General features: G+C 45.1%; 24 protein-coding genes. 7 read left to right on the top strand and 17 right to left on the bottom strand.

Features of this window, described 5'->3' with window-relative positions:
- Positions 1 to 6: 6 nt before the first annotated feature.
- From pbpA to ACQE26_RS11575, 4 genes are all read right to left on the bottom strand, one after another.
- On the bottom strand, positions 7 to 2,154 hold the full coding sequence (pbpA, locus tag ACQE26_RS11590) for a penicillin-binding protein 2A (RefSeq protein WP_500469454.1): 2,148 nt from the start codon (positions 2,152 to 2,154) through the stop codon (positions 7 to 9).
- A gap of 101 nt (positions 2,155 to 2,255) precedes the next feature.
- Entirely contained in the window at positions 2,256 to 3,545 is a 1,290-nt protein-coding gene (locus ACQE26_RS11585) for an MFS transporter (protein WP_047475615.1), read from the bottom strand.
- Positions 3,546 to 3,664: 119 nt separating this feature from the next.
- The gene (gene sodA, locus ACQE26_RS11580) at positions 3,665 to 4,270 is read right to left on the bottom strand and encodes a superoxide dismutase SodA (RefSeq protein ID WP_060964747.1); all 606 of its coding nucleotides are present in this window, start codon (positions 4,268 to 4,270) and stop codon (positions 3,665 to 3,667) included.
- A 165-nt stretch (positions 4,271 to 4,435) separates the two neighbouring features.
- Positions 4,436 to 4,918 (bottom strand): DUF456 domain-containing protein, encoded by a 483-nt coding sequence (locus ACQE26_RS11575; protein WP_060964746.1) that lies wholly within the window; start codon positions 4,916 to 4,918, stop codon positions 4,436 to 4,438.
- Between the two features lie 157 nt (positions 4,919 to 5,075).
- On the opposite strand from ACQE26_RS11575, the gene ACQE26_RS11570 reads away from it, so the two are divergent.
- From ACQE26_RS11570 to ispG, 3 genes are all read left to right on the top strand, one after another.
- On the top strand, positions 5,076 to 5,840 hold the full coding sequence (locus ACQE26_RS11570) for a DUF1189 domain-containing protein (protein ID WP_438420239.1): 765 nt from the start codon (positions 5,076 to 5,078) through the stop codon (positions 5,838 to 5,840).
- A gap of 92 nt (positions 5,841 to 5,932) precedes the next feature.
- Entirely contained in the window at positions 5,933 to 6,235 is a 303-nt protein-coding gene (gene yqfZ, locus ACQE26_RS11565; RefSeq protein ID WP_500469453.1) for a protein YqfZ, read from the top strand.
- A gap of 132 nt (positions 6,236 to 6,367) precedes the next feature.
- Positions 6,368 to 7,486 (top strand): flavodoxin-dependent (E)-4-hydroxy-3-methylbut-2-enyl-diphosphate synthase, encoded by a 1,119-nt coding sequence (ispG, locus tag ACQE26_RS11560; protein WP_198698973.1) that lies wholly within the window; start codon positions 6,368 to 6,370, stop codon positions 7,484 to 7,486.
- Between the two features lie 30 nt (positions 7,487 to 7,516).
- On the opposite strand, the gene ACQE26_RS11555 is transcribed toward ispG, so the two are convergent.
- Entirely contained in the window at positions 7,517 to 7,894 is a 378-nt protein-coding gene (locus ACQE26_RS11555) for a DUF308 domain-containing protein (protein WP_101605443.1), read from the bottom strand.
- Between the two features lie 133 nt (positions 7,895 to 8,027).
- Here ACQE26_RS11555 and ACQE26_RS11550 point away from each other — a divergent pair, with 133 nt between their 5' ends.
- Positions 8,028 to 8,609, top strand: coding sequence for a 5' nucleotidase, NT5C type (locus ACQE26_RS11550; protein ID WP_060964742.1), 582 nt, complete (start codon positions 8,028 to 8,030; stop codon positions 8,607 to 8,609).
- Positions 8,610 to 8,638: 29 nt separating this feature from the next.
- On the opposite strand, the gene zur is transcribed toward ACQE26_RS11550, so the two are convergent.
- Positions 8,639 to 9,049 carry a zinc uptake transcriptional repressor Zur gene (gene zur / locus ACQE26_RS11545; protein WP_438420241.1) on the bottom strand — a complete coding sequence of 137 codons (411 nt, stop codon included), beginning with the start codon at positions 9,047 to 9,049 and terminating at the stop codon, positions 8,639 to 8,641.
- A gap of 123 nt (positions 9,050 to 9,172) precedes the next feature.
- A complete protein-coding gene (locus ACQE26_RS11540; RefSeq protein WP_016938935.1) occupies positions 9,173 to 10,054 on the bottom strand; it encodes a YitT family protein in 882 nt (293 codons plus the stop codon).
- 118 nt (positions 10,055 to 10,172) lie between these two features.
- Here ACQE26_RS11540 and ACQE26_RS11535 point away from each other — a divergent pair, with 118 nt between their 5' ends.
- Positions 10,173 to 10,427 (top strand): DUF2624 domain-containing protein, encoded by a 255-nt coding sequence (locus tag ACQE26_RS11535; protein WP_047475611.1) that lies wholly within the window; start codon positions 10,173 to 10,175, stop codon positions 10,425 to 10,427.
- Between the two features lie 30 nt (positions 10,428 to 10,457).
- On the opposite strand, the gene ACQE26_RS11530 is transcribed toward ACQE26_RS11535, so the two are convergent.
- Both ACQE26_RS11530 and ACQE26_RS11525 read right to left on the bottom strand, forming a co-directional pair.
- Positions 10,458 to 11,351 (bottom strand): deoxyribonuclease IV, encoded by an 894-nt coding sequence (locus ACQE26_RS11530; protein ID WP_016938933.1) that lies wholly within the window; start codon positions 11,349 to 11,351, stop codon positions 10,458 to 10,460.
- A gap of 12 nt (positions 11,352 to 11,363) precedes the next feature.
- Complete coding sequence (locus tag ACQE26_RS11525; protein WP_438420242.1) at positions 11,364 to 12,680, bottom strand: DEAD/DEAH box helicase; 1,317 nt, start codon at positions 12,678 to 12,680, stop codon at positions 11,364 to 11,366.
- Between the two features lie 165 nt (positions 12,681 to 12,845).
- Here ACQE26_RS11525 and vrrA point away from each other — a divergent pair, with 165 nt between their 5' ends.
- Both vrrA and ACQE26_RS11515 read left to right on the top strand, forming a co-directional pair.
- Complete coding sequence (vrrA, locus tag ACQE26_RS11520) at positions 12,846 to 13,553, top strand: VrrA/YqfQ family protein (RefSeq protein WP_049627032.1); 708 nt, start codon at positions 12,846 to 12,848, stop codon at positions 13,551 to 13,553.
- A gap of 122 nt (positions 13,554 to 13,675) precedes the next feature.
- Positions 13,676 to 14,620 (top strand): 4-hydroxy-3-methylbut-2-enyl diphosphate reductase, encoded by a 945-nt coding sequence (locus ACQE26_RS11515; protein ID WP_060964738.1) that lies wholly within the window; start codon positions 13,676 to 13,678, stop codon positions 14,618 to 14,620.
- A 20-nt stretch (positions 14,621 to 14,640) separates the two neighbouring features.
- On the opposite strand, the gene ACQE26_RS11510 is transcribed toward ACQE26_RS11515, so the two are convergent.
- The 8 genes from ACQE26_RS11510 to ccpN form a co-directional block, all read right to left on the bottom strand.
- Positions 14,641 to 15,762: a Nif3-like dinuclear metal center hexameric protein gene (locus tag ACQE26_RS11510; RefSeq protein ID WP_500469449.1), complete on the bottom strand. Its 1,122-nt coding sequence runs from the start codon at positions 15,760 to 15,762 to the stop codon at positions 14,641 to 14,643.
- Entirely contained in the window at positions 15,755 to 16,402 is a 648-nt protein-coding gene (locus tag ACQE26_RS11505; RefSeq protein ID WP_500471488.1) for a tRNA (adenine(22)-N(1))-methyltransferase, read from the bottom strand. The genes ACQE26_RS11510 and ACQE26_RS11505 overlap by 8 nt, the downstream gene beginning before the upstream one ends.
- A gap of 182 nt (positions 16,403 to 16,584) precedes the next feature.
- The gene (cccA, locus tag ACQE26_RS11500; protein ID WP_016938927.1) at positions 16,585 to 16,947 is read right to left on the bottom strand and encodes a cytochrome c550; all 363 of its coding nucleotides are present in this window, start codon (positions 16,945 to 16,947) and stop codon (positions 16,585 to 16,587) included.
- Positions 16,948 to 17,295: 348 nt separating this feature from the next.
- Entirely contained in the window at positions 17,296 to 18,417 is a 1,122-nt protein-coding gene (rpoD, locus tag ACQE26_RS11495; RefSeq protein WP_016938926.1) for an RNA polymerase sigma factor RpoD, read from the bottom strand.
- A 192-nt stretch (positions 18,418 to 18,609) separates the two neighbouring features.
- Positions 18,610 to 20,421: a DNA primase gene (gene dnaG / locus ACQE26_RS11490; RefSeq protein ID WP_500469447.1), complete on the bottom strand. Its 1,812-nt coding sequence runs from the start codon at positions 20,419 to 20,421 to the stop codon at positions 18,610 to 18,612.
- A 21-nt stretch (positions 20,422 to 20,442) separates the two neighbouring features.
- A complete protein-coding gene (locus tag ACQE26_RS11485) occupies positions 20,443 to 20,949 on the bottom strand; it encodes a YaiI/YqxD family protein (protein WP_045926739.1) in 507 nt (168 codons plus the stop codon).
- A gap of 256 nt (positions 20,950 to 21,205) precedes the next feature.
- Positions 21,206 to 22,018 carry a pyruvate, water dikinase regulatory protein gene (locus tag ACQE26_RS11480; protein ID WP_016938923.1) on the bottom strand — a complete coding sequence of 271 codons (813 nt, stop codon included), beginning with the start codon at positions 22,016 to 22,018 and terminating at the stop codon, positions 21,206 to 21,208.
- 25 nt (positions 22,019 to 22,043) lie between these two features.
- A complete protein-coding gene (gene ccpN, locus ACQE26_RS11475; protein WP_500469444.1) occupies positions 22,044 to 22,682 on the bottom strand; it encodes a transcriptional regulator CcpN in 639 nt (212 codons plus the stop codon).
- Positions 22,683 to 22,757: the final 75 nt, after the last annotated feature.

Genomic DNA, 22,757 nt, shown 5'->3' with positions numbered 1-22,757 from the left:
CATCTATCAGTTATTTGTATTGCCGTTAGCAGCGTCTTCCTGAATTTTATCTTCGTTTTTCTGCTTTGTATTATTATCTTCTTGTTTCTTTTTCAGCTCGAAGTATTTGTCCAGAGCTGCTCTTCCTATATCATTCGTAATCGAATATCGATCGCTGTAATCAATATAGGCCCAAGGAACGACTACAGAAATAGCCACTTCCGGATTATCAGCAGGTGCATAAGCGACAAGAGTCGTATTATACGTTCCTTCACCCGTCTCTGATTTGTCCGGACCGTCATAGAAAGATTGCGCCGTACCCGTTTTACCGGCAGGGCTGTATTTCGCCGTTGCAAAATCAGTTGCGGCTGTCCCTTTTGTCATGACACGTCGGAAACCTGCCTGCACTTCTTTAATGTCAGCATTATTCATATCAATCTTGTTCAGTACTTGAGGCTGAACAGACTCTACAACGGCTCCGATTCCTCTTTTCGAATCAGGCTGTCTGACCTCTTTTACAAGCTGAGGTTTTAAACGATAGCCTCCATTGGCGATTGTTGATACATACTGTGCCATTTGCAGCGGTGTGAACGTATCATACTGTCCGATGGCAAAGTCTAACAGAAGACCGGAAATCCGCTGTGTCCCTTGATACCCGGTCGCTTCATTCGGGAGATCAATTCCCGTCTTCACTCCTAGACCGAACTGACTGAAGTAGTATCTGAAAGTATCAAATGCCTTCATATCAAGCGGCAGAGACTGGCCTTTTTTATATTCCCCTTTACCGACGGCGATCGCCGTTTTAAACATGAACACGTTTGATGATTCCTGAAGCGCTTTTTGGATATCAACAGGACCTAAATTCGTCCATGATTTTTTCGGGTTTTTACTACCTTTGAAATACAAAGGCTCATCCTGAAAAACGGTGTTCAAATTAATCGCGCCCGTCTGGAGTCCCGTCAATACCGTTGCTCCTTTGACCGCCGATCCCATTGCATAGGAGGACGTCATTGCGCCAAGGGCGTAATCATTAATTTTGTACTTTCCATGGTCATTCGTAATCTGTTTGCCGGCCATCGTCAGCACTTCGCCGTTTTTCGGGTTCATCATGACGACAAAGGCCCGATCAAGAAGCTTCGTGCTCGGTCTCGCTTTGGCCGATCTTAAATTTTTCTCAATGATTTTTTCAACGGACTTCTGCAGGTCCATATCAATGGATAACACAAGGTCTTTGCCGGCCTGTCCTTTAGAAATCACTTTGCTGCCCGTGACATTTCCGGATGAGTCGGTTAAGTTCTGCACTTTCTCTTTTTGCCCCTGCAGCAGGCTTTCATATTGATATTCTAAATAGCTTTTTCCGACCCTGTCATTCCGGCTGTATCCGAGTGACAGATAGTGATCCAGCAGGTTGGACGGAAGACCTTCGTTCGAACTGGATACACTGCCGAGCAATGTCCGGATCAGACTTTTGTAAGGATAAGACCGTTCCCAGTCAGACGTCACGTCAACCCCCGGCAGCTCATCTAAATGTTCGCTGACGACGGCCATTTCTTTTGCTGACACCCCTTCATTTTTGATGTATTGAGGCGTCAGTGAGTAGCCTGAATCCATCTGCCTTTTGATCGCAAGGATCTGCATATCTTTTGAAGTGAGTTCATTCAGCTGTTTGTCCGTAATGCGTTTCAGCTGGAGCTGGTATAACTCATCATCAGACAATTTTTTGTCTTCAGCTTTTTGCTTTTCTTTGGCCGTAATCAGTTTTTTCGCTTCATCAGGCCTTGTTAACATCCAATAGTCTTTTTTATCCCGCTCAGTCACCTTTTTGGTGCTTACCTTAATCATACCCGACAGTTTTTTTGCGATTTTTAAACGCTGTGCCTGGGTGGTTGAGGCTGAACGTGTATATGTAATCGCATTTAATGCTTTATTCGTTACGATGGGATTAAGGTTCCGGTCGTATATTTTCCCTCTCGGAACAGCCGTGCTGACATCAGACTCTTCTTGCTTATTGGCGGCGTTTTTATAGTCATCACCCTGAACGATCTGCTTGATGCCAAGCTCGACGATAATCCACGTGAAAATAAGAAACGCGGCCAAAAACAAAAAATTAAGCCGGATCGGCAATGATTTTTTCTTTTCTTTGCTTACTGCTATTTTCTTTTTATTTCTCCTCATGACATCACCTTTTCTTATTTACAGAAAGAAATGACACCTTTTGTTCAGGTGCCATTTTTCATTCTAAAGGTTTTTTCGATAATTTTCTACAGATAACCCTTTTATCTTTCTCCTTTTATAAAATTCGGTTCACCCGCCTGTTTTTGTCGGTCCTCTTCCACTGTTTCATCAGAAGTTTCCGTATCCAGTTTAACGTCTTTAATAAAGTAATAAATCAGCGGATGGCCGGCTCCGAGCAGCACGAGCGCCGCCGGTATTCCCACTTTTTCCTTCAGCAATGTAACGATCAAAAGAAAGCACAGGATGGAAACGATCCGGCCTGCATTTAAAAACAATTCCCTGAGCACGATGTACTCAATTCTGGCCTTCCTGGCAAGCCGCGCCCGGCCTATTACATCATATGTAAGCGAGACATACGGCACGAGCAGAACAGGATAGCCGATCGCAATAAACACTCCGTATATAAGAAGCGTCGTAAAGCTCATATGAAAAATAATAAGAAACAGGGCGCCATACACAATCAATCCGCCGATAAGAATCGCCTTTTTACGCGATCTTTTTTTGATGAGCCTTGATGCAAAATAGTAAGCAAAAAAAGAAACAGCGGAATTGACGAGACCGAATGTCCCGAGCGCCAGCTCACTGTTTGTCGCAATGAACACAAATACGCTGATTAAAAAAACAAAAATCCCTTCTCTCAAGCCTTGAAAAAAGTGCGCGTTTGTAATCCGGCGCCAATTCAGATTCGTGTGACGCTCATCATAAACTTTTTTCAGCATAAACCGGCCTTTCGACTCTCTCCGCTTCAGAAAAAAGCTCATGACCACGGCAAGGGCAAATAAGCCGAGCGACAGGCTGAAAATGACTGTATAACCCGTATTGTTTTGAAGTCTTGAGATGACAAACCCCGCCACAATCGGGCCGATCATCCCTGCCGACGAAGATAAAATGCCTAAAAATCCGTTGAAAAAATCTCTCGTTTCAGGTTCCGTAATTTCGAAAGTCAGCACGTTAAAGGCCAGCCAGTAAAAACCATATCCCACTCCGAGCACGGCACCGATCAAAATGAGGCGGGAAGCCGCATTTTCCCCGGCAAGGAGCACACTTAAATAAAAAGCCGCCAAAAAGATAACACCGAACCTGAGAATAAACACCCTGTCAATTTTTTTAGCCAGCCGCCCCGCCAGAAGAAAGGTAATCGGCTGCATCGTCACGACCGATAAATTGTATATGGCCAAATCAATGAATTTTCCTGACTGTTTCCATAAGTACACATTGACAAAAGTATTTGACAGCGCGATGCCTAATGAGTAAAGGCCGCCAATCGTCAATAACAGCAGCAGACCTTTATTTACTTCGATGTCGCCGATAATTTTTTTTATTTTGCTCATCATTGACTCCCCTTTACTACACATTAGTCTGTCTCACTCAAACTGAGATATGTAAAAAGGAATCAAAGTCAATAAAAAAACAAGGCCTCCCTCGGGAGACCTTGTTTGATCAGAACGATTTATTTTGCTTCGCTGTAAAGGCGGGCAACTTCATCCCAATTTACAACATTCCAGAAAGCTGAAATGTAATCAGGACGGCGGTTTTGGTAGTTCAGGTAGTAAGCATGCTCCCAAACATCAAGACCGAGGACAGGCGTTTTACCTTCTGAAAGCGGTGAATCTTGGTTTGGCGTGCTTGTAATTTCAAGTTTGCCGTTGTTTACAACAAGCCAAGCCCAGCCGGAACCGAAACGGCCGGCAGCCGCTGCAGCGAATTTTTCTTTAAATTGATCGAAGCTTCCGAACGTGCTTTTGATCTCTTCAGCAAGCTCACCAGTCGGTTCGCCTCCGCCGTTTGGAGATAAAAGAGTCCAGAATAAAGAGTGGTTTGCATGTCCGCCGCCATTGTTGCGGACAGCTGTGCGGATATCCTCCGGCACTGCGTTTAAATCAGCGACAAGCTCTTCTACAGATTTCTCTGCAAGAGCTGATCCTTCGATCGCTTTGTTCAGGTTTGTAACGTATGTGTTATGGTGCTTCGTGTGGTGAATCGTCATCGTTTCCTTATCGATATGCGGTTCTAAAGCATCATAAGCGTAAGGCAATTCTGGAAGTTTGTAAGCCATAATTTTTTTCCTCCTTTAAATATATGTACTGAAATGCCGCTTTAAGCGAACTTTTCTAATCTCAATGTAACAAAAGAAAGCATGGTAATCAATGAAAAAGCTCACAATCCGGCGATTCCAGCAGACATATTACACTTTATCCGTTCACGGCCGAAATTAAACCTTCTAAAGCACCGTCCATAAGAAGTATCCAATCATAAAGAGCTGAATGACTCCTTTGGCCGCGACGCTTGTTAAAAAGCCGATTAACGACCCCAGTCCCACTTTTGCCGCAGACTTGATATCCTTTTGATGAACAAATACCTCAGCGCAGACAGCACCGATAAACGGACCTAATATAATGCCTGCCACGGGAATAACAAAGGGCCCGATCAATAATCCGATCGTGCTCCCCCAGATCGCCGCCCTGCTCCCTCCGTACCTTTTGATGCCAAGTAAGTTTGACACATAGTCAGCTGCGAATAAAACGGCCGCAAATACCGCCTCAATGAGCCAGAAGAGGTAAGAATAAGGACTGAAGGAAAACAGAAATCCGTAGAGGAGAAAACCGGCCACGATAAATATAACGCTTGGGATCACCGGATAGACAAGACCGATGAAAGCAATGACGAAGACCGCAATAATAATCAGCCAATACAAAACACTCATAACTTAAACAACCTCCTTTGTTTTACGGAGCATTACCGCTTCCGCTTTTTCTTAATATGTATGATTCCTTACCGCCGCTTTAAATACTCTCACTTGTGTTCATCTCCGGTGAACGATACAATAAGCAACATATACCAGTTTAGGCTAGGAAGTGAAGATGTTGAACATATTTACGGCTTTATTGAAAAGTACATACTCTCCGGCAGATATTGCAAAAACACGGTTTCAGGGGATAGGAAAAGCGATCCTTTATGTATTTTTGCTGTCTGTCCTTTTTACGCTGCCGAGCGCTTATTACCTTTGCTCAGGCACCGTAAACTCAATGAACGGTTTCAAAACCGTGTTAGAAAAAGATTTCCCTGATTTCAAAATTTCAAACGGTGAATTGCAGACGAAAGCTTCCGCCTCTAAGGAAACGGAAGCGAACGGGTTTGTCATCGTGTTTGATCCCACTGATGCGTACGGCGCTAAACAAATAGCGGCGAAACAAAACGCAATCGGCATTTTGAAGAATAAAATGGTGCTTGCAGTAGACGGACAAGCGACAGAAATGAATTATTCATTAATGCCTGCTGATATCACTAAAAGTGAAATCATATCAGCTTTAAACCAAAATAAAACGATGATCGTCGCCGTCCTTTCCGTTTTGCTGTTCATTATGACGGCGGCCGGCAAATTCATTGAAGTCTCATTTCTCGCCGTCATCGGCCTGATTATAAAAAATGCGCAAAGAAAGACATTGAATTATCAGCAGCTCTGGAAGCTTTCGGCTTATTCCATTACGCTCTCCACCATATTCTTTACGATTATGCGTGCGCTTGTCATTACGGTGCCGAGCGAATTTTTAGTGAATTGGTTTGTAAACTTTATCATCCTTTTCCTCGTCTTAAAAGAGATACCGCCAAGAAAGACTGCTGTGTAACAAAGACCGCCCCCCGCGGTCTTCTTTTTTTGTCATGAACAAAATGGGACAAGCATACAATGAAGTAAACATGTATGCGGGAGGCGGTTGGAATGAAGCGGCTTACTTTTGTATTCGGCAGTTTATTTGTGATATTTATTATCTTTTATGATCTTAAAATCGGCACGATCCCTTCTCAAGGCCTTCCTGCATACGCTGCGGCGGCTCAGCCTGCAAATCAGGAAACATCATACAGAATGGTCACGGTCAAAAAAGGTGATACGGTGATGTCGATCGTCGGCGCACATAAAGCGCCAGATGATATTGTACAAGATTTTGAAGCGCTGAATCCGAATGTGAAAGCAAACGCCATTCAGGCGGGCACCGCTTATAAATTCCCTGTCTACCGTAATTAAACGTTAATTTCTTGTCAGTTCGGCAAATACACTGTTACAATATAATATGTAAATAGAAGTTGCCTGACATGTAAAAGGCTCAGCCTGCAGAAGCGGTAACTACAATTAAGGAGCGATTGACAAGTGAGTGAAATCACACATCGTACAAAAACGCGTCCCGTCAAAGTGGGACCTTTAACAATAGGCGGAAATAATGAAGTCGTCATCCAAAGTATGACGACGACCAAAACACACGACGTAGAAGCAACAGTGGCGGAAATCAACCGTTTAGCTGAAGCCGGCTGCCAAATTGTCCGGGTGGCATGCCCTGACGAACGCGCGGCGAACGCAATTGCCGACATCAAAAAACGAATTTCCATCCCTCTCGTTGTCGATATTCATTTTGATTACAAGCTCGCATTAAAAGCAATTGAGGGCGGCGCCGACAAAATCAGAATCAACCCCGGTAATATCGGCCGCCGTGAAAAAGTGGAAGCGGTCGTAAAAGCGGCTAAAGAAAAAGGAATTCCGATCCGAATCGGCGTAAACGCAGGATCATTGGAAAAAAGAATTCTCGAAAAGTACGGCTATCCGACTGCTGACGGCATGGTTGAGAGTGCGCTTCATCATATAAAAATCCTGGAAGACCTTGATTTTCACGACATCATCGTCAGCATGAAAGCGTCTGACGTCAATCTCGCCATAGAAGCATACGAAAAAGCGTCAAAAGCATTTGATTATCCGCTCCACCTTGGGATTACAGAATCAGGCACGCTGTTTGCAGGAACGGTAAAAAGCGCGGCCGGACTCGGAGCGATATTAAGCAAAGGAATCGGAAACACACTCCGGATCTCCCTGAGCGCCGACCCTGTTGAAGAAGTAAAAGTAGCCAGAGAGCTGCTGAAATCATTCGGTCTCGCTTCAAATGCGGCTACGCTTATTTCATGCCCGACATGCGGACGGATCGAAATTGATCTCATCAGCATCGCAAATGAAGTCGAAGAATACATTTCTAAAGTCAAAGCGCCGATTAAAGTAGCCGTTCTCGGGTGCGCCGTTAACGGACCGGGCGAAGCAAGAGAAGCCGATATCGGTATTGCCGGCGCCCGCGGCGAAGGACTTCTTTTCCGCAAAGGCCAAATCGTCCGCAAAGTCCCTGAAGAAACAATGGTCGAAGAGCTGAAAAAAGAAATCGACAAACTGGCAGAAGAACACTACGCAAAGCTTGAAGCAGAAAAAGCAAAAGCAGAACAAGACACACAAAAAGCTTGACGGATAATCCGCCAAGCTTTTTTTTGTGTGTTAGAAAAACGGTGTAATGAAGATGCCCAGCACAAGGGAAACAATACCGATTCCCATCGCCCAGCCGCCTAGAGCGCCCGCTCCTCTTCTTCTGGCGATATAGCCGACGATAATGCCGCATGCCCCTAATAAAACTGGGAGCACGAACAGGGAGATGATAGAAATAGCCAATGCTGCATACCCTATACCCCGGCCTTCGCTTACTCCGTCCCGGTTATCATCGCGGTCTGCTGCTCGGTCAGAAGCACGATATGGCTCTGAAATTTCGGCCGCTGTCTCTTCTGAATAAACATCACGCGTGATATCCGTTCCTTCCGATCCATGATCCACATAGTAGTCGTTGTCTTTTCGATTTTCGTAATCGTATGCCACCTTCAATTCCCCCTTTTTCTTTTATGAAAGGAGCTTTTTTAGTTTCCGCGTTTTTTACGGAATCATGTTTGCTAAACTTTGCTGGTATTGTCAATTGTTTATGTTACACTTGAAGGGATGAAAATATAGGAGTGTGGACATGTTACGGTTAGGTATAGATATTGACGGCACGGTTACGGCACAGGATACATTTGTCCCTTATTTAAACCGCTCATTTCATCTTTCCATTACCTTGGATGATATGACTGATTATGATCTGACCAAGCTTTTGAACATTACAGCTGAGGAGTTTTGGGAATGGATGAATGTTCATGAAGCAGCCATATATAAAGAAGCAAAGCTCGCGGAATTTGCGAAGCAGGCGCTGGACGGACTGAAAGAAGAGCATCGCCTCATCTACATTACGGCAAGACGCAGCCACTTAGAAGATGTCACGCTGGACTGGTTTGCAAACCGGGACGTTCATTACGATCACATTGAGCTTGTCGGGAGTCATCACAAAGTGGAGGCCGTCAAAAAACACGGCATTGACCTGTTTTTCGAAGATCACCACGGCAACGCGACAATGATCGCAAAAGAAGCAGGCATTCCGGTTATCCTTTTTGATTCCCCTTATAACCAGCTCCCCACCGATTCCAATATTATCAGGGTGCAGAATTGGCTTGAAGCCGTCGCCTGGATCAATAAAAACAAACACAGCCTTCAGCATGTCAGAAGCTGAAAAAACCTCCTGCTTATACAGGAGGTTTTTTATCGGCACGCCGGACAGGTGCCGTAAATTTCAAATTTATGACCGGTGATTTCATACCCTTCCAAATCATCGTAAAGCTTATCCATCGGACAGGACTCAATTTCCTTCGTTTTCCCGCAGGTTAAACAGATAAAATGGTGATGGTGATGGGTATAAGAGCATGTAAATCGGAACAGTTTTTCCCCGGACAGCTCCGTCGTTTCTAAAATACCGAGTTCTTCATATAACGAAAGATTTCTGTATATGGTATCAAAGCTCAGACCCGGATAGTCGTCGTTTAATGCGGCAAGCACGTTTTTGGCCGTCAGATATTTATCAGAATCAGCAAAAAGCTGCAGCATGTCTTCTCGCTTACTCGTATATTTATACCCTTTTTCTTTCAGCAGGTTCAACGCTTCTTGTACGTTCATGAGGACCTCCCCTTTACAACACGGTATCGCTCCAAAAAGAAAATGGCAGCTGAATGAACAGCAGGCCATTTTCTTATGCTGTATAAAATTATACCTATAAAATGACGAAAAGTAAACGAAAGCCTAGTGAATCGCGGTTTTGAACTTACCGCCCCTCGTTTCATGGGTATTCATGATCGTAATAAATGCGTTTTTATCAATTTCAAACACAATGGATTTCAACTTTGTCACTTCAAGCCTTGTCACGACCGCGTAAATGACTTCTTTGGTTTCATCCGTATATCCGCCTTTTCCCTGAAGCTTGGTGGTTCCCCTTCCAAGCCGGTGCAAGATCGCGTCTGAAATTTCCGCATACTGGTCTGCCACAATAATGACCGCTTTTGTTTCATCGAGCCCCTGAATGACGGCGTCAATCGTTTTCATGGCAATATAATAAGTCATGAAAGAATACATCGCCTGCTCCGGACCGAACACAAAACCGGCCCATATAAAAATAAACACATTGATGAGCATAACGAATTCTCCGACTGAAAAGGGCAGCTTTTTTGTGAGAAGGATACCGAGTATTTCAGTACCGTCCATCGAGCCTCCGTTTCGGATGACAAGGCCTACCCCGAAACCGAGCAAAAGCCCGCCGAATACCGTCGCCAAAATAGGCTGGGTCGTAAAGGCCTCCACATGGTGCAAGGAGGATTCAATCAGCGCTAAACCGACGATTCCGATAACCGTAGAGATGAGAAATGTTTTTCCGATATATTTATATCCGAAAATCATAAATGGAATGTTGAGTAACACAACGAATAAGGCGAAATTGAGGAGGGGATTGGACATAAAGAGGTGGTCTAAAATTAATGAAACACCGATAATGCCTCCGTCGATAAAATTATTAGGGACCAGAAACAATTCAATACTTACGGCGGCTGAACCCGCCCCGATCAGAATCATGATGACCCTGAAGATAAAGTGTAAAAATGATTCTTTTTTGTGCTGTTTATTTGGGGTCATAAAATCTCCTTTCCTGTAATAACTATTTTAAACAGTAAGCAACTTCATTTTACCATTAAAAGCTGTAACATTTTAATAATTTGCTCAATACATTATGTCTAAAGAGGTGAAAGTATCGATGATTTTAATACAAAGAATCATTTTGCAGCGGCTCAATCAAGCCACTGCGGACGACCTGCTGAAATATTCAAAGCAATACGGAATCAGCATTACGAGAAGTCAAGCGGCTGAGGTAGCGGCTCTGATGCACGGAAAAAACATCAATATTTTTGATGAACAGGAGCGGCTTCGCCTGCTGAAAAAAGTGGAAACGATTACCTCAAAAGAGACGGCTCGGAAAGTTGACGAACTTTTCAATCAATTTTCAGGGTAAAAAAGGAGGGGCAATTCCCCCCCCTCCTTTTTATTGAGCTGATATTTTTTCAAGAAGCTCCTTGTCAAACTGCTTTTCTTTCAGCATTTCGATTTCAAAACGGTACGGCGGCTTCTTATTTTTCTTGTCTTCGCCTACATACGGTGTTTCGAGGATTTTCGGAATATCGGCAAGCTGCTCATGATGAACAATGTACTGCAGAGCGTCAAAACCGATCTCTCCGAACCCGATGTTTTCATGACGGTCTTTACGGGCTCCCCTGATATTTTTGCTGTCATTCACATGAAGGACTTTTATCCGGTCGATGCCGACGATTTTATCAAACTCATTAAGAACGCCGTCAAAATCATTGGCAACATCATATCCTGCATCATGGGTGTGACAAGTGTCAAAGCAGACGGAAAGATGTTCATTATGTGTGACGCCCGCAATGATCTCGGCAAGCTCTTCAAAACTTCTTCCGCATTCTGACCCTTTGCCCGCCATTGTCTCCAGCGCAATCTGGACGCTTTGGCCCGGATCAATCACTTCGTTTAATCCTTCAATGATCTTTTTGATGCCCGTTTCAGCACCGGCTCCGACATGCGCTCCTGGATGAAGCACGATCTGTTTCGCTCCGATCGCTGCCGTCCTTTCAATTTCAGAACGCAGAAAATCAACGCCCAGCTCAAACGTTGCCGGGTTTGTCGTATTTCCGATGTTAATGATGTACGGCGCATGCACGACAATGTCACCGATGCCGTTTTCCTTCATATGGGCGCGGCCCGCTTCAATATTCAAGTCTTCAATTTTTTTGCGGCGCGTATTTTGGGGAGCGCCCGTATAGATCATAAATGTGTTCGCCCCGTATGAAACGGCTTCCTTGCTTGCGGCAAGGAGCATATGTTTTCCGCTCATTGATACGTGTGAGCCTATTTTCAGCAACCCGATTCCCCCCTACTTTCCTCTGTTAGATTGGTTTCTCCTCTGCTTCTTTCTAATTTTCTCCATTTCGTAGCTCATTTTCTTTTTATAGCCCGGCTTTACTTTTTTCGGCTTTTTCACAAGGCGTTTCGCCATTTGGTCAGCCTCATTTGCCGTCTTTTTGCGATTTTTACGGCGGTGGCGGTCATCGCCTTTCTTCCATTCCCCGTTTACAAGCTCCGCATAGTCAAACACAATGCCCATCTTTTCGAGTCTTGCGAGCGCATCTTCGTCAGAAAGCTCGTATATAGTCAGTGCTTGGCCTGATGAACCGGCGCGTGCGGTTCTTCCGACGCGGTGAACATAAAAATCCAGATCGTCCGGAAGCTCGTAGTTGATGACATGGCTTACGCCTTTAATGTCAATTCCTCTTGCCGCAAGGTCTGTCGCAATGACATAAGTGAATTCCAGATCATTAATCTGCTTCATTACCTTTTTACGTTCACGCGGCGTTAATCCCCCGTGCAGAAGGCCGATTCTCATGCCTTTTTCGGTCAGGTATTTTGCAATATGGTCAGCCGTATTTTTCGTATTGGCAAACACGATGCCCAGATAAGGATTCAGGTTCGACATCATATCAAAAAGCAGTTTGTCTTTATCACGCTGTTTAGAAGGAACCAAAACATGTTCGATCTTTTCGGCTGTGATCCTTTTCGGCTCAACATGAGCGTATTTCGGATTTTCCATATACTTTTTCAAAAACGGCTTCAGCTTTTCCGGAATCGTAGCTGAGAAAACAAGCATCTGCAGTTGTTCCGGCATACGGGATCCGATGTAATCAACGTCTTCTAAAAAGCCCATATCAAGCATCAGATCAGCTTCGTCAATGACGAGAGACTGCGCTTTATAGACGTTCAATGCCTGCGCTTTAATCAGATCCGCAATCCGGCCCGGCGTTCCGACGACGAGATGAGGCTGTGTTTTCAGCTTATCAATTGATTTTTGCTTGTCCGTTCCGCCGATAAAGCATTTTGTCCGGATCGGCCCGTCTTCGGCACCCTGTGTGATTTTGAGCGCTTCCTGATAAATCTGATTGGCAAGCTCTCTCGTCGGCGCCGTGATAACCGCCTGCACCGTATCAGAATCCGGATCAATCCGATTCAGAATAGGCAATAAATAGGCGTGGGTTTTTCCCGTCCCCGTCTGGGACTGCCCGATCACGCTTTCGTTTTTCAATACAGCGGGTATCAGCCGCTTTTGAATATCTGTCGGTTCATAAAAACCAAGGCGGTGAACTGCATCTATAATAAACGGTTTTAAGTTGTATCCATCAAATTTAGTTTCTTTCATTTTTCCCAGCTCCTTAAAGCGGCACATTCTGTGTCCATCATCACATTATAACCGATTTTACTTAAAAACACCATGTCTTGGGGGAATCCTGTTTTCCGGACAGAAAAGCAAATGCCCCCTCCGATGCATATTGTAATAGCAGAGAGACAGAAAGGAGGTACAAGTATGTTTCCACAGCAGCCGATGAGAAATATGGCGCAGCAGGGCCGGCCGTTGATGAACCCGCGGATGATGATGAGAGGCAGACCGTCATTGCCGGGCCGGCAGATGATGCAGCAGGGCCGGCAGTTTTTCCCTCAGCAGCAGATGGCCGGAGCAGGTTTGAGAAACGCAGGCACAGGCGGAGGAGGCTTAAAAGGAATGCTTTCCCGTTTTTTACCCGGATCAGGGGGAAGCGCTGCCGGGTCCGCACCGGCAGCGGCCAGCGGAGGAGCAGGCGCAGGCCTGCAGGGATTGCAGGGAATTCAGAGTCTGGCAAGTCCGGCATCCCTGTCGAGCATGCTCGGCAATGTTCAGAAGGTGCTCGGCGTGGCGCAGCAGGTTACGCCGATGATCCAGCAGTACGGCCCTTTAGTGCGGAATCTACCCGCCATGATGAAGCTTTACAGTCAATTAAGCAGCAGCGATGATGAGAATGAAGATAGCGAATCCGGCGAGACAAAAGAAACAGCCGAACAGGACAAAAAGGATGAAGATGAAAAAACGGACGAAACTGAAGGTGAAAACAAATCAGACGCCTCATCTAAAACATCAAAGAAGACGTCTGAAAAAGCATCCGCTTCACAAGAAAAAGACGAAACTGAAGCAACATCAGCGGAACAGCCGCGTCCAAAAAGAACATCGGGCAGATCAAAGCCGAAATTATATATTTAACATTCTTTGATATCTCACGAAAGATTAGCTATAATGAGATCAGAAGAATGCAAGATTTGAGCCGTTTAACTACGGCTTTTTATATTGCCTCTACACTCACTTTTGATAGGAGGACATCTACATTGGACGTTATCAAAATCTCGCCGCGCGGCTATTGTTACGGCGTTGTTGATGCCATGGTCATAGCCAAAAACGCGGCACTCGATAAAAGTTTGCCAAGACCTATATATATACTCGGAATGATCGTTCATAATAAGCATGTCACAGATGCGTTTGAAGAAGACGGAATTTACACGCTTGACGGCACTAACCGTCTGGAGATTTTAAAGCAGGTGGAAAAAGGAACCGTTATTTTCACCGCACACGGAGTATCTCCGGAAGTAAGAAAAGCCGCTGAGGAAAAAGGGCTTGTTGCGATTGACGCCACATGCCCGGACGTCACGAAAACACATGACTTAATCCGAAAAGTAAAAGCAGAAGGCTACCACGTCATTTATATCGGCAAAAAAGGCCACCCCGAGCCAGAAGGAGCCGTCGGCGTCGCCCCTGAAATCGTTCATCTCGTTGAAACAGAGGAAGACGTGAGAAACCTCGATATTCAGGCTGAGAAATTAATCGTTACAAACCAAACGACCATGTCCCAGTGGGACGTCCATGATATTATGGAATCAGTCCAAGAAAAGTACCCGCACGTGGAATATCACCAGGAAATCTGCCTGGCTACACAGGTTCGTCAAGAAGCTGTCTCAGAGCAGGCAAAGAAAGCGGACTTAACCATTGTTGTCGGCGATCCGAAAAGCAATAACTCCAACAGGCTGGCTCAAGTGTCAGAAGAAATCGCCGGAACAAAAGCCTACCGCATCGGAGACATCAGTGAATTGAAGCTCGAATGGCTCAAAGACGTCAATACCGTCGCCGTTACCGCGGGCGCTTCAACACCGACACCGATTACAAAGGAAGTCATCCGGTTTTTAGAGCAGTTTGACCATAACGATGAATCGACATGGCAGCTTGAGCACAATGTGCCGCTCAAAAAAATCCTTCCGAAAGTAAAAATAAAAAACTGAGGCCCCGGGCCTCAGTTTTTTTATAGGAAGGTAAATGGATTTGTGTCTGTTTCGGAAGCGAAAATACGCACGTCGTAATTTTTCTCCCCGGCCATTGCCGTAAGCTTCTCAGCAGTGCCTTTTCTCATGATCTTTTCAGCATAATGCCCCGGGTCTACGACGTTTAACCCCATCATCATCGCGTCATGCGCTACATGGAAATAAAGGTCGCCCGTCACGTAAACATCTGCACCCTTCCGCTTAGCCTGGTAAATATATTTATTTCCGTCACCGCCAAGCACTGCGACTTTATTCACCTTGCTGTTTCGCTTTCCGACCATCCGGACTCCGTTGACGTCAAATTTCTCTTTCACAAACAGCGCAAACTCTTCAAGCGTCATGTCTTGCTGAAGTTTTCCGATGCGGCCGAGTCCTTTTTCAAGCGGGGACTGCTCCACCGGATAAATATCATACGCCACCTCTTCATACGGATGGCTTTTTTTCAGCGCTTTTACGATGTTTTTCTCCATACTTGCCGGAAAAACGGTCTCAAGTCTCACTTCATGGACGAGTTCCAGCTCTCCTGTCTGTCCGATAAATGGGTCTGCCCCGTCCAGCGGTTTAAAGCTGCCGATTCCCTCAGAAGAGAATGCACAATGGCTGTAATTGCCGATATGTCCCGCTCCGGCATTGCCGAGCGCGGTTCTTACAGCTTCTTCATAGTCTTTCGGCACATACACGGCAAGCTTTTTCAGCGGGTCCGAATATGTCGGAACGAGCACTTCTGTGTCTGTCAGGCCGAGAGCTTCCGCAAGCAGATCGTTAACACCGCCGTCCGCCACATCGAGATTCGTATGAGCCGCATATACGGCAATATCATGCTTTATACATTTCTCAATCAATCTTCCGCCAGGCTGATCAGTGGTGATCTGTTTAAGCGGCCGAAAAATCGGCGGATGGTGAGCAATAATTAAGTCAACCTTTTTTTCAATGGCTTCATCCACCGTCTGTTCCAGAACATCCAGCGTGACCATGACATTTTTCACCGGCTTATTCAATGTGCCGATCTGCAGACCGATTTTGTCTCCTTCCACCGCAAAAGCCTTCGGTGAAAATTGTTCAAACAGCTGGATGATTTCCTGTCCGTTCACATGTTTAGGCATGTCCGATTACCTCCTTCAACAGTAAGATCCGCTCTTTCAGTTCAGCTAATTTTTCATGGTTTTCATTCTTTGCGCTGCGGCTGATCTGTTCATAAATATGTTCAGTATGCTTAAGTTCCTGGGTCCATTTCCGAAGAAACACTTCACTCTTTTCTTTTAACAAAAACGGACCGGCAAGCATTCCGGCAGCCATCGTGGTGTCCCGGTACGGCGCATCACGGTCGCCGGTTTCCGCGACGAGTATTTCATAACACTTACCGTCTTCTTCGAGAATGACTTCATCAATCAGTTCATAGCCTTCCTGATAAAGCCACTCTCTTATATGAACGGCATGAATATTCGGCTGCAGAATCAGCCGTTCACGCCCCGACAGTTTTGTTTTTCCAGACTCCAAAATATGAGCGATCAGCGCTCCGCCCATGCCCGCGATTGTGATGGCGTCCGCTTCTCCCTTTTCAAGGACGCTCAGCCCGTCACCTTTCCTTACGGAGATAAGAGCGCTTAAGTCCAGCTTTTCCACCTGCTGTTTGGCGGATAGAAACGGCCCGTCTGTAATTTCACCGGCGATTGCGCGGCTTGCCAGATGATTCAAAACGGCATAGCAGGGAAGATACGCATGGTCTGACCCGATATCAGCCACCAGGGCACCTGGAGGGATATATTCCGCTACAGACTGCAATCTTTTAGATAACTTCATTTCATTCACAATATCACAACTTTTCTCAGGTTCTTTTTCCTTTACTATCATATAAAAAAACCGCCCGGAATCCAAGCGGCGGATAGAGTTTTTCATATGTCTTTTATATAGGGACAGGTAAAGCTTTATTTAATCTCAGAAACCCATTTTGCCATGTCATCCAGCTTTTCGGCCGGGACAAGGCCGGCTGGCATCCCGTTGCCGCCTTTTTCAATTCTCGTTTTAATCGCAGCGACATCTTTTCTTTTGCCGACGCCTTTTAAGCTCGGCCCTGAGACACCTTCATAGTTTTCCCCATGACAGGTGATGCAGTTCGCTTTATAAATCTCTTCAGGTGAAGCGTTTGCAGTTTCCTTTTCGGCATTTTTGCTTTCACCGCCGCTTGCGATCTGATGCGCATCTCCATTCCCTTTTACTGACAGAAAGAAAGTCAGCCCTATTCCCAGAACTGCGATGAGCAAAAAAGGAATCAGCGGATTCCACTTCATATCTCCATCCCCCTTTTTCATTCTCCCCCTATGTAAACACTTCTAATTCTAACTTATTTTTACAAAATGTAAATGGTCTCATTAAGCAAATTCATTGATTTCACAATTTATACATAAACAAAAATAACTGTTTTGTTTACCCAAAATTGTCTTTATTCTATTGTATAATGAATTGTATACGCTTACAATAAGGAATATAAATTAACTTATCTCGCTTTCCCTCTATTCAGGACATGCCGCATTTTTTCCGAACCCATTTGCAAAACACATGCTTATCCAGTAAAATAAAGGTATATTATCCATATATCTTATACGTAAAAAAGAACGGATCAACAGACCCGTTCCATTCTATTCGAGAAAATCCTTCAGACGTTTGCTTCTGCTCGGATGTCTCAATTTACGAAGCGCTTTTGCTTCAATTTGGCGAATACGCTCTCTCGTTACTCCAAACACTTTGCCGACTTCTTCAAGCGTTCTTGTGCGTCCGTCATCCAGACCGAAACGGAGACGCAGCACGTTTTCTTCACGATCCGTCAACGTATCCAGCACATCTTCCAGCTGTTCTTTCAAAAGCTCATATGCCGCATGGTCTGACGGAGACGTCGCTTCCTGGTCTTCAATGAAATCACCGAGATGTGAATCGTCTTCTTCACCGATCGGCGTTTCTAAAGAAACAGGCTCTTGGGCAATTTTTAATATTTCACGAACTTTTTCAGGCGTAAGATCCATGTCTTCAGCAATCTCTTCCGGTGACGGCTCTCTGCCCAGATCCTGAAGAAGCTGACGCTGCACACGGATTAATTTGTTGATCGTTTCCACCATGTGAACCGGGATACGGATCGTTCTCGCTTGGTCAGCGATGGCGCGTGTAATCGCCTGTCTGATCCACCAAGTGGCATACGTACTGAATTTATATCCTTTACGGTAGTCAAACTTTTCGACGGCTTTCATGAGACCCATGTTTCCTTCTTGAATCAAGTCTAAGAAAAGCATGCCGCGGCCGACATACCGTTTAGCAATGCTGACAACTAAACGAAGGTTTGCTTCAGCCAATCTGCGTTTAGATTCTTCGTCACCTTCTTCAATTTTTTGAGCATAGGTGATTTCTTCTTTAGCAGAAAGAAGATTTACCCGTCCGATTTCCTTAAGGTACATGCGGACTGGATCATTGATCTTTACGCCAGGCGGTACGCTGAGGTCATTAAGGTCAAATTCTTCTTCGGCTTTGGCAAGCTGTTGAATATTAGGATCTTCCGTTTCTTCATTTTCACTAATTAATTCAACACCTTGTTCTCCTAAAAATTCATAATACTCATCCATTTGGTCTGATTCAATTTCAAAGCTGGACATGCGTTCAGCAATTTCTTCATATGTTAAAACGCCACGTTTTTTTCCGGTTTCAGTAAGCTGGTCTTTTACCTGATCCAGTGTAAGTTCTGTTTCTGTCTCGTGGGTTTGTTTATCAGCCATTATGGATCCCTCCTTCCAAAGCTTGCAACGAATTCTAAAAGCGGTATGTTTCTTATCCGTCCCGGGAGCCTTCTCTCTTTTTCAGCATGCAGGGCAGCGGATAATAAGTGACAATTCATGATGAGGTCAAGCGATCTATTTGCTCCTCCGCAAGGAATCATTGCCAAGAGAACGCAAGCCTCTTTTTTGATGTTATTTTAATGATCGGTTCAATGCGACAATTTCTTGAGCCAGAGACGCAGCTTTCACAAAGTCTTTCTGCCTCTCTGCATCCGCTCGTTCTGCTTCTTTTTCCTTTATCATTGACCATTTTCGGTGATCCAACACTTTTTTTACATAATCGGATAACTCGGCCTCTGAGAGCTCCTCGTTTATTTGGAGCATCCCTATATCTGAAAGCAGCTGGCTGATTTCATCATCCTGCATTCTCGCCATAAGATGCTGCGGCGTCATTTCAGCGCCCTCTTCATAAACAGCGTACAGATACGCTGCCAGCGCACGATGTCCGTCAATGTTAAATTCAAAGCCGACACGCTCAATCACTTTCTTTATGACGTTTCGGTCTCTCAGCATATGAGCGAGAAGTAGTCTTTCCGCATTCTCATAGGCGGGACGGAGACGGCGCCGTTTCGCTTTTGTCGTCACCCGGGCCCGCCTTGGCTGCGGTTCGGCGTTTTTGCCGCCGGGGGCGCTTTGGGCGGCATAGATGGAAAGCTGTTCAGTCAAAGATTCTACCGAAAGAGAAAATTCGGAGGCGAGCTGCTTCACATACATTTCCTGCTCAAGCGACCCCGAAAGAGCGCTGATTTCTTTCAGCACTTCTTTCATGTAAGCAAGCCGGTCTCCTTCGTCAGATAAGTTTTTCCCTTTGCGGTAATATTGCATTTTAAAAGCCATGACCGTAACGCTTGCATCAATGATATCTGTCCTGAATTTTTCTCCGCCCTGAGTTCTGACATAGTCATCAGGATCAAGACCGTCAGGCATCATGCTTACTCTTACCTTACAATCAGCTTTCTGAAGCAGGTCGGCCGCTTTCAGCGTAGCTTCGTACCCGGCTTTATCCGAATCGTAGCAGAGAATGACCTCCTGAACATTTCTTCTCAGGATTTTCACATGCTCTTCGGTGAGCGACGTCCCCATTGTGGCGATACTTTCTTTTACGCCTGAGCTGACGGCGGAAATGACATCCGCAAAGCCTTCAAACAGAACGGCTCTCTCCTCTTTCCTGATCGGCAGGCGGGCCTTATGGAAGTTGTACAGCAGCTTAGATTTATGAAACAGCGGCGTTTCCGGACTGTTCATATATTTCGGCTGCTGGCTTCCGAGCGCCCTTCCTGAAAAAGCCGCCACGGCTCCGTGATGATCATGAATGGGAAACATGATTCTGTTTCTGAAACGGTCAAAATATCCGCTGCCGTCTTCCCTTCTGATCAGCAGACCCGCTTTCTCCATCAGTTCTTCCTCAAAACCGCGCTTTTTCAAGAATTTCGTCATGAAATCCCAGGAATCCAGCGCGTAGCCGATTTCAAACTCATCTATGAGCTCTTTCGTAAAACCCCTTGATAAAAGGTAATCTAACGCTTCCTGGCCTTCCTTTGTATTCATTAACAAATGATGGTAAAATTTCTTCAGAAGCTCGTGAGCTTCCGCCATCTTCTGGTCTCCGGAAGATTCAGGCCTGGATGCAGAGTGAATCGTTATATCATCAGGGAAATCAATCTGATATTTATCAGCAAGGTGAGAAACAGCTTCCGTAAATGAATAGCCTTCCATCTGCCGTAAGAAAGAGAAAACGTTCCCGCCCGCTCCGCATCCGAAGCAATGAAAGATCTGCTTATCACTGGAGACGGAAAACGAGGGCGTGTTTTCACCGTGAAACGGACAGAGCCCAAAGTAGTTGCGGCCTTGCTTTTTCAATTGGACATAATCACCTATGACTTCAACAATGTCTGCTGACTGCTGCACCTGATTAACTACTTCATCTGGTATGCGGTTTCCCATCTTATAACACTCCGTCGTACATTATTCGATGTTTTGATTTGAAATCCCTTCATCATTCGACAGGATTTTTTTAAGCAGGGTAACAAATCGATTCCGATCTTCTTTATTTAATTTTTTAGGTCCTTTGGAATAGATGCCGCTTCTTCTCATTTTGCCTGACATATGACGGCTCATCAGAGCGAAGTCAATCGTGTCTTCAGTGTAAGAACGGCCCCTTTCCGATAAGACGGCGATATTTCTGTTCAGCAGAAGAGATGCTAAACCGATATCCTGCGTGACTACGACGTCTCCCGATCTCACATGGTTTGCGATGTATAAATCCGCCGCTTCTTTATGAGGATCAACGTATATCCAGTTCTCGTCTTTGCTTCTGGAAAGCTGGTAGTGTTCAAATGATGCGACGAAAATAACACGAACGCTGAATTGCGATGCAATGAGCAAGATTTCCTCTTTTACGGGGCATGCGTCTGCATCGACAAAAATCGTCTTTTCTTTTTCATTTAGAAGACTAATTCTCCATCCCTCCATCAATCTCCTGCATAAAAACAAGCGAAATCGCATATGCTCCATGACTGCGGATCTATTTTGAGTCTTTGTCGAAAAATTTCCGGGAGTTAATCTTGACATCTTACCCGTAATAGTTTATTCGTATCACACTAAGCTTAAACCTAAAAATAAACATTTTATCACAATTTTTTATTATAATACAAACTTCGCGAAGATGCCATCCTTTTTGTTTATTCCCTATTTGCATACCCAAAAACCCAGGATAAAGCGTCCTGAGTTATCGGCCCTTTGTTTTCAGATGATGAATGATGTTCGCTGTTTCCTCGACCGCTTTGTTCGAAACGTCAACGACTTGGCAGCCGATCCGATCCACGATTTTCTCAAAATACTCCAGCTCTTCTTTAATTCTGTTGATGTTGGCGTAAATGGCTTTGTCATTTAAGCCGAGAGATTTTAACCGTTCTTTTCGAATATGGTTCAGTTTATCAGGGCTGATTTTTAACCCGATGCATTTTTTCGGATCAACGCTGAACAGTTCTTCCGGCGGATCGACTTCAGGTACGATCGGCACGTTGGCCACTTTCAGGCGCTTATGGGCAAGATATTGAGATAATGGGGTTTTAGACGTTCTTGATACGCCGAGCAGGATGATATCGGCTTTTAAAATGCCTCTTGGGTCCCTGCCGTCGTCATATTTAACGGCAAACTCGATCGCCTCGACCTTTTTGAAATAATCTTCATCAAGCTGGCGGACGCGGCCCGGTTCATATTTCGCCGTCAGACCGTAGGCTGTTTCCATTTTGTCGATGAGCGGACCGATAATATCGTAGTACATCACATTCGCTTTTTCCGCTTGTTCAACTAAGTATTTGCGCATTTCAGGAACAACGAGCGTAAAACAGATAATGCCGCCGTCCGCTTTGGCGAGAGACACGACTTCATTAATGGTGCCGATATCTTCCACATAAGGTATTCTTCTGATATGCGTATCATCGGCTGAGCCGTTAAACTGGCTGAGCGAGGCTTTTACAACGAGTTCGGCGGTTTCTCCGACTGAGTCTGATACTACATAAATGATGCGATTGTCCATGTTATCCCCCCGTTAGTTTTCAAGCTTATATGATTTCATTCTCTGCTAAACTGACAAGTATCTTGGTCATATTCGTTTTGGTAAAGCGGCCGATGACCTCAAAGCCTTTATCCGTATCTTTAATAACGGGCAGGGCATCGATCTGTTTCTCAATCAAATATTTGGCGATGTCCATCACATAATCGTCACGCCGGCAGACGGCGATATTCGGCATTCTGGTCATAATAATATGAACCGGTATTGAGGCAAGTTCCTGCTGGCCGATGCTCGCCCGCAGCAAATCTTTGCGTGACAGCACACCGACTAAGACAGCATCACGATCTACGACAAATAACGTGCCGACATCTTCTAAAAACATGGTGCAGATGGCATCGTATACCGAGACGTTTTCATTGATGACGACAGGGATCGATTGAAAATCTTTCACTTGCAGCTTTTTCAGTTTATCCGCAAGCAGCTGATTTCCCGTTTTTCCGGTATAAAAATAACCGACCCGCGGACGGGCCTCTAAGAAGCCTGACATGGTGAGTATGGCCAAGTCCGGCCGCAGCGTGGCTCTTGTTAAATTGAGCTGTTCTGCAATATGCTCTCCGGTAATCGGGCCGTTTTCCTTTACAATTTGTAAAATTTGTTCTTGCCGTTTATTTAATTCGATCGTACTCACCACCTTTATGGAAGGGTTTCTTTATCTATGTTTTTCATTCTGTGATGTTTATGTAAAAGGGGAAAAGACGATTGC

This window comes from Bacillus sp. 5RYD7K, assembly GCF_059831465.1.
Note: the sequence above shows the minus strand (reverse complement) of the source record. Positions and strands in the feature narration are given on the sequence as shown.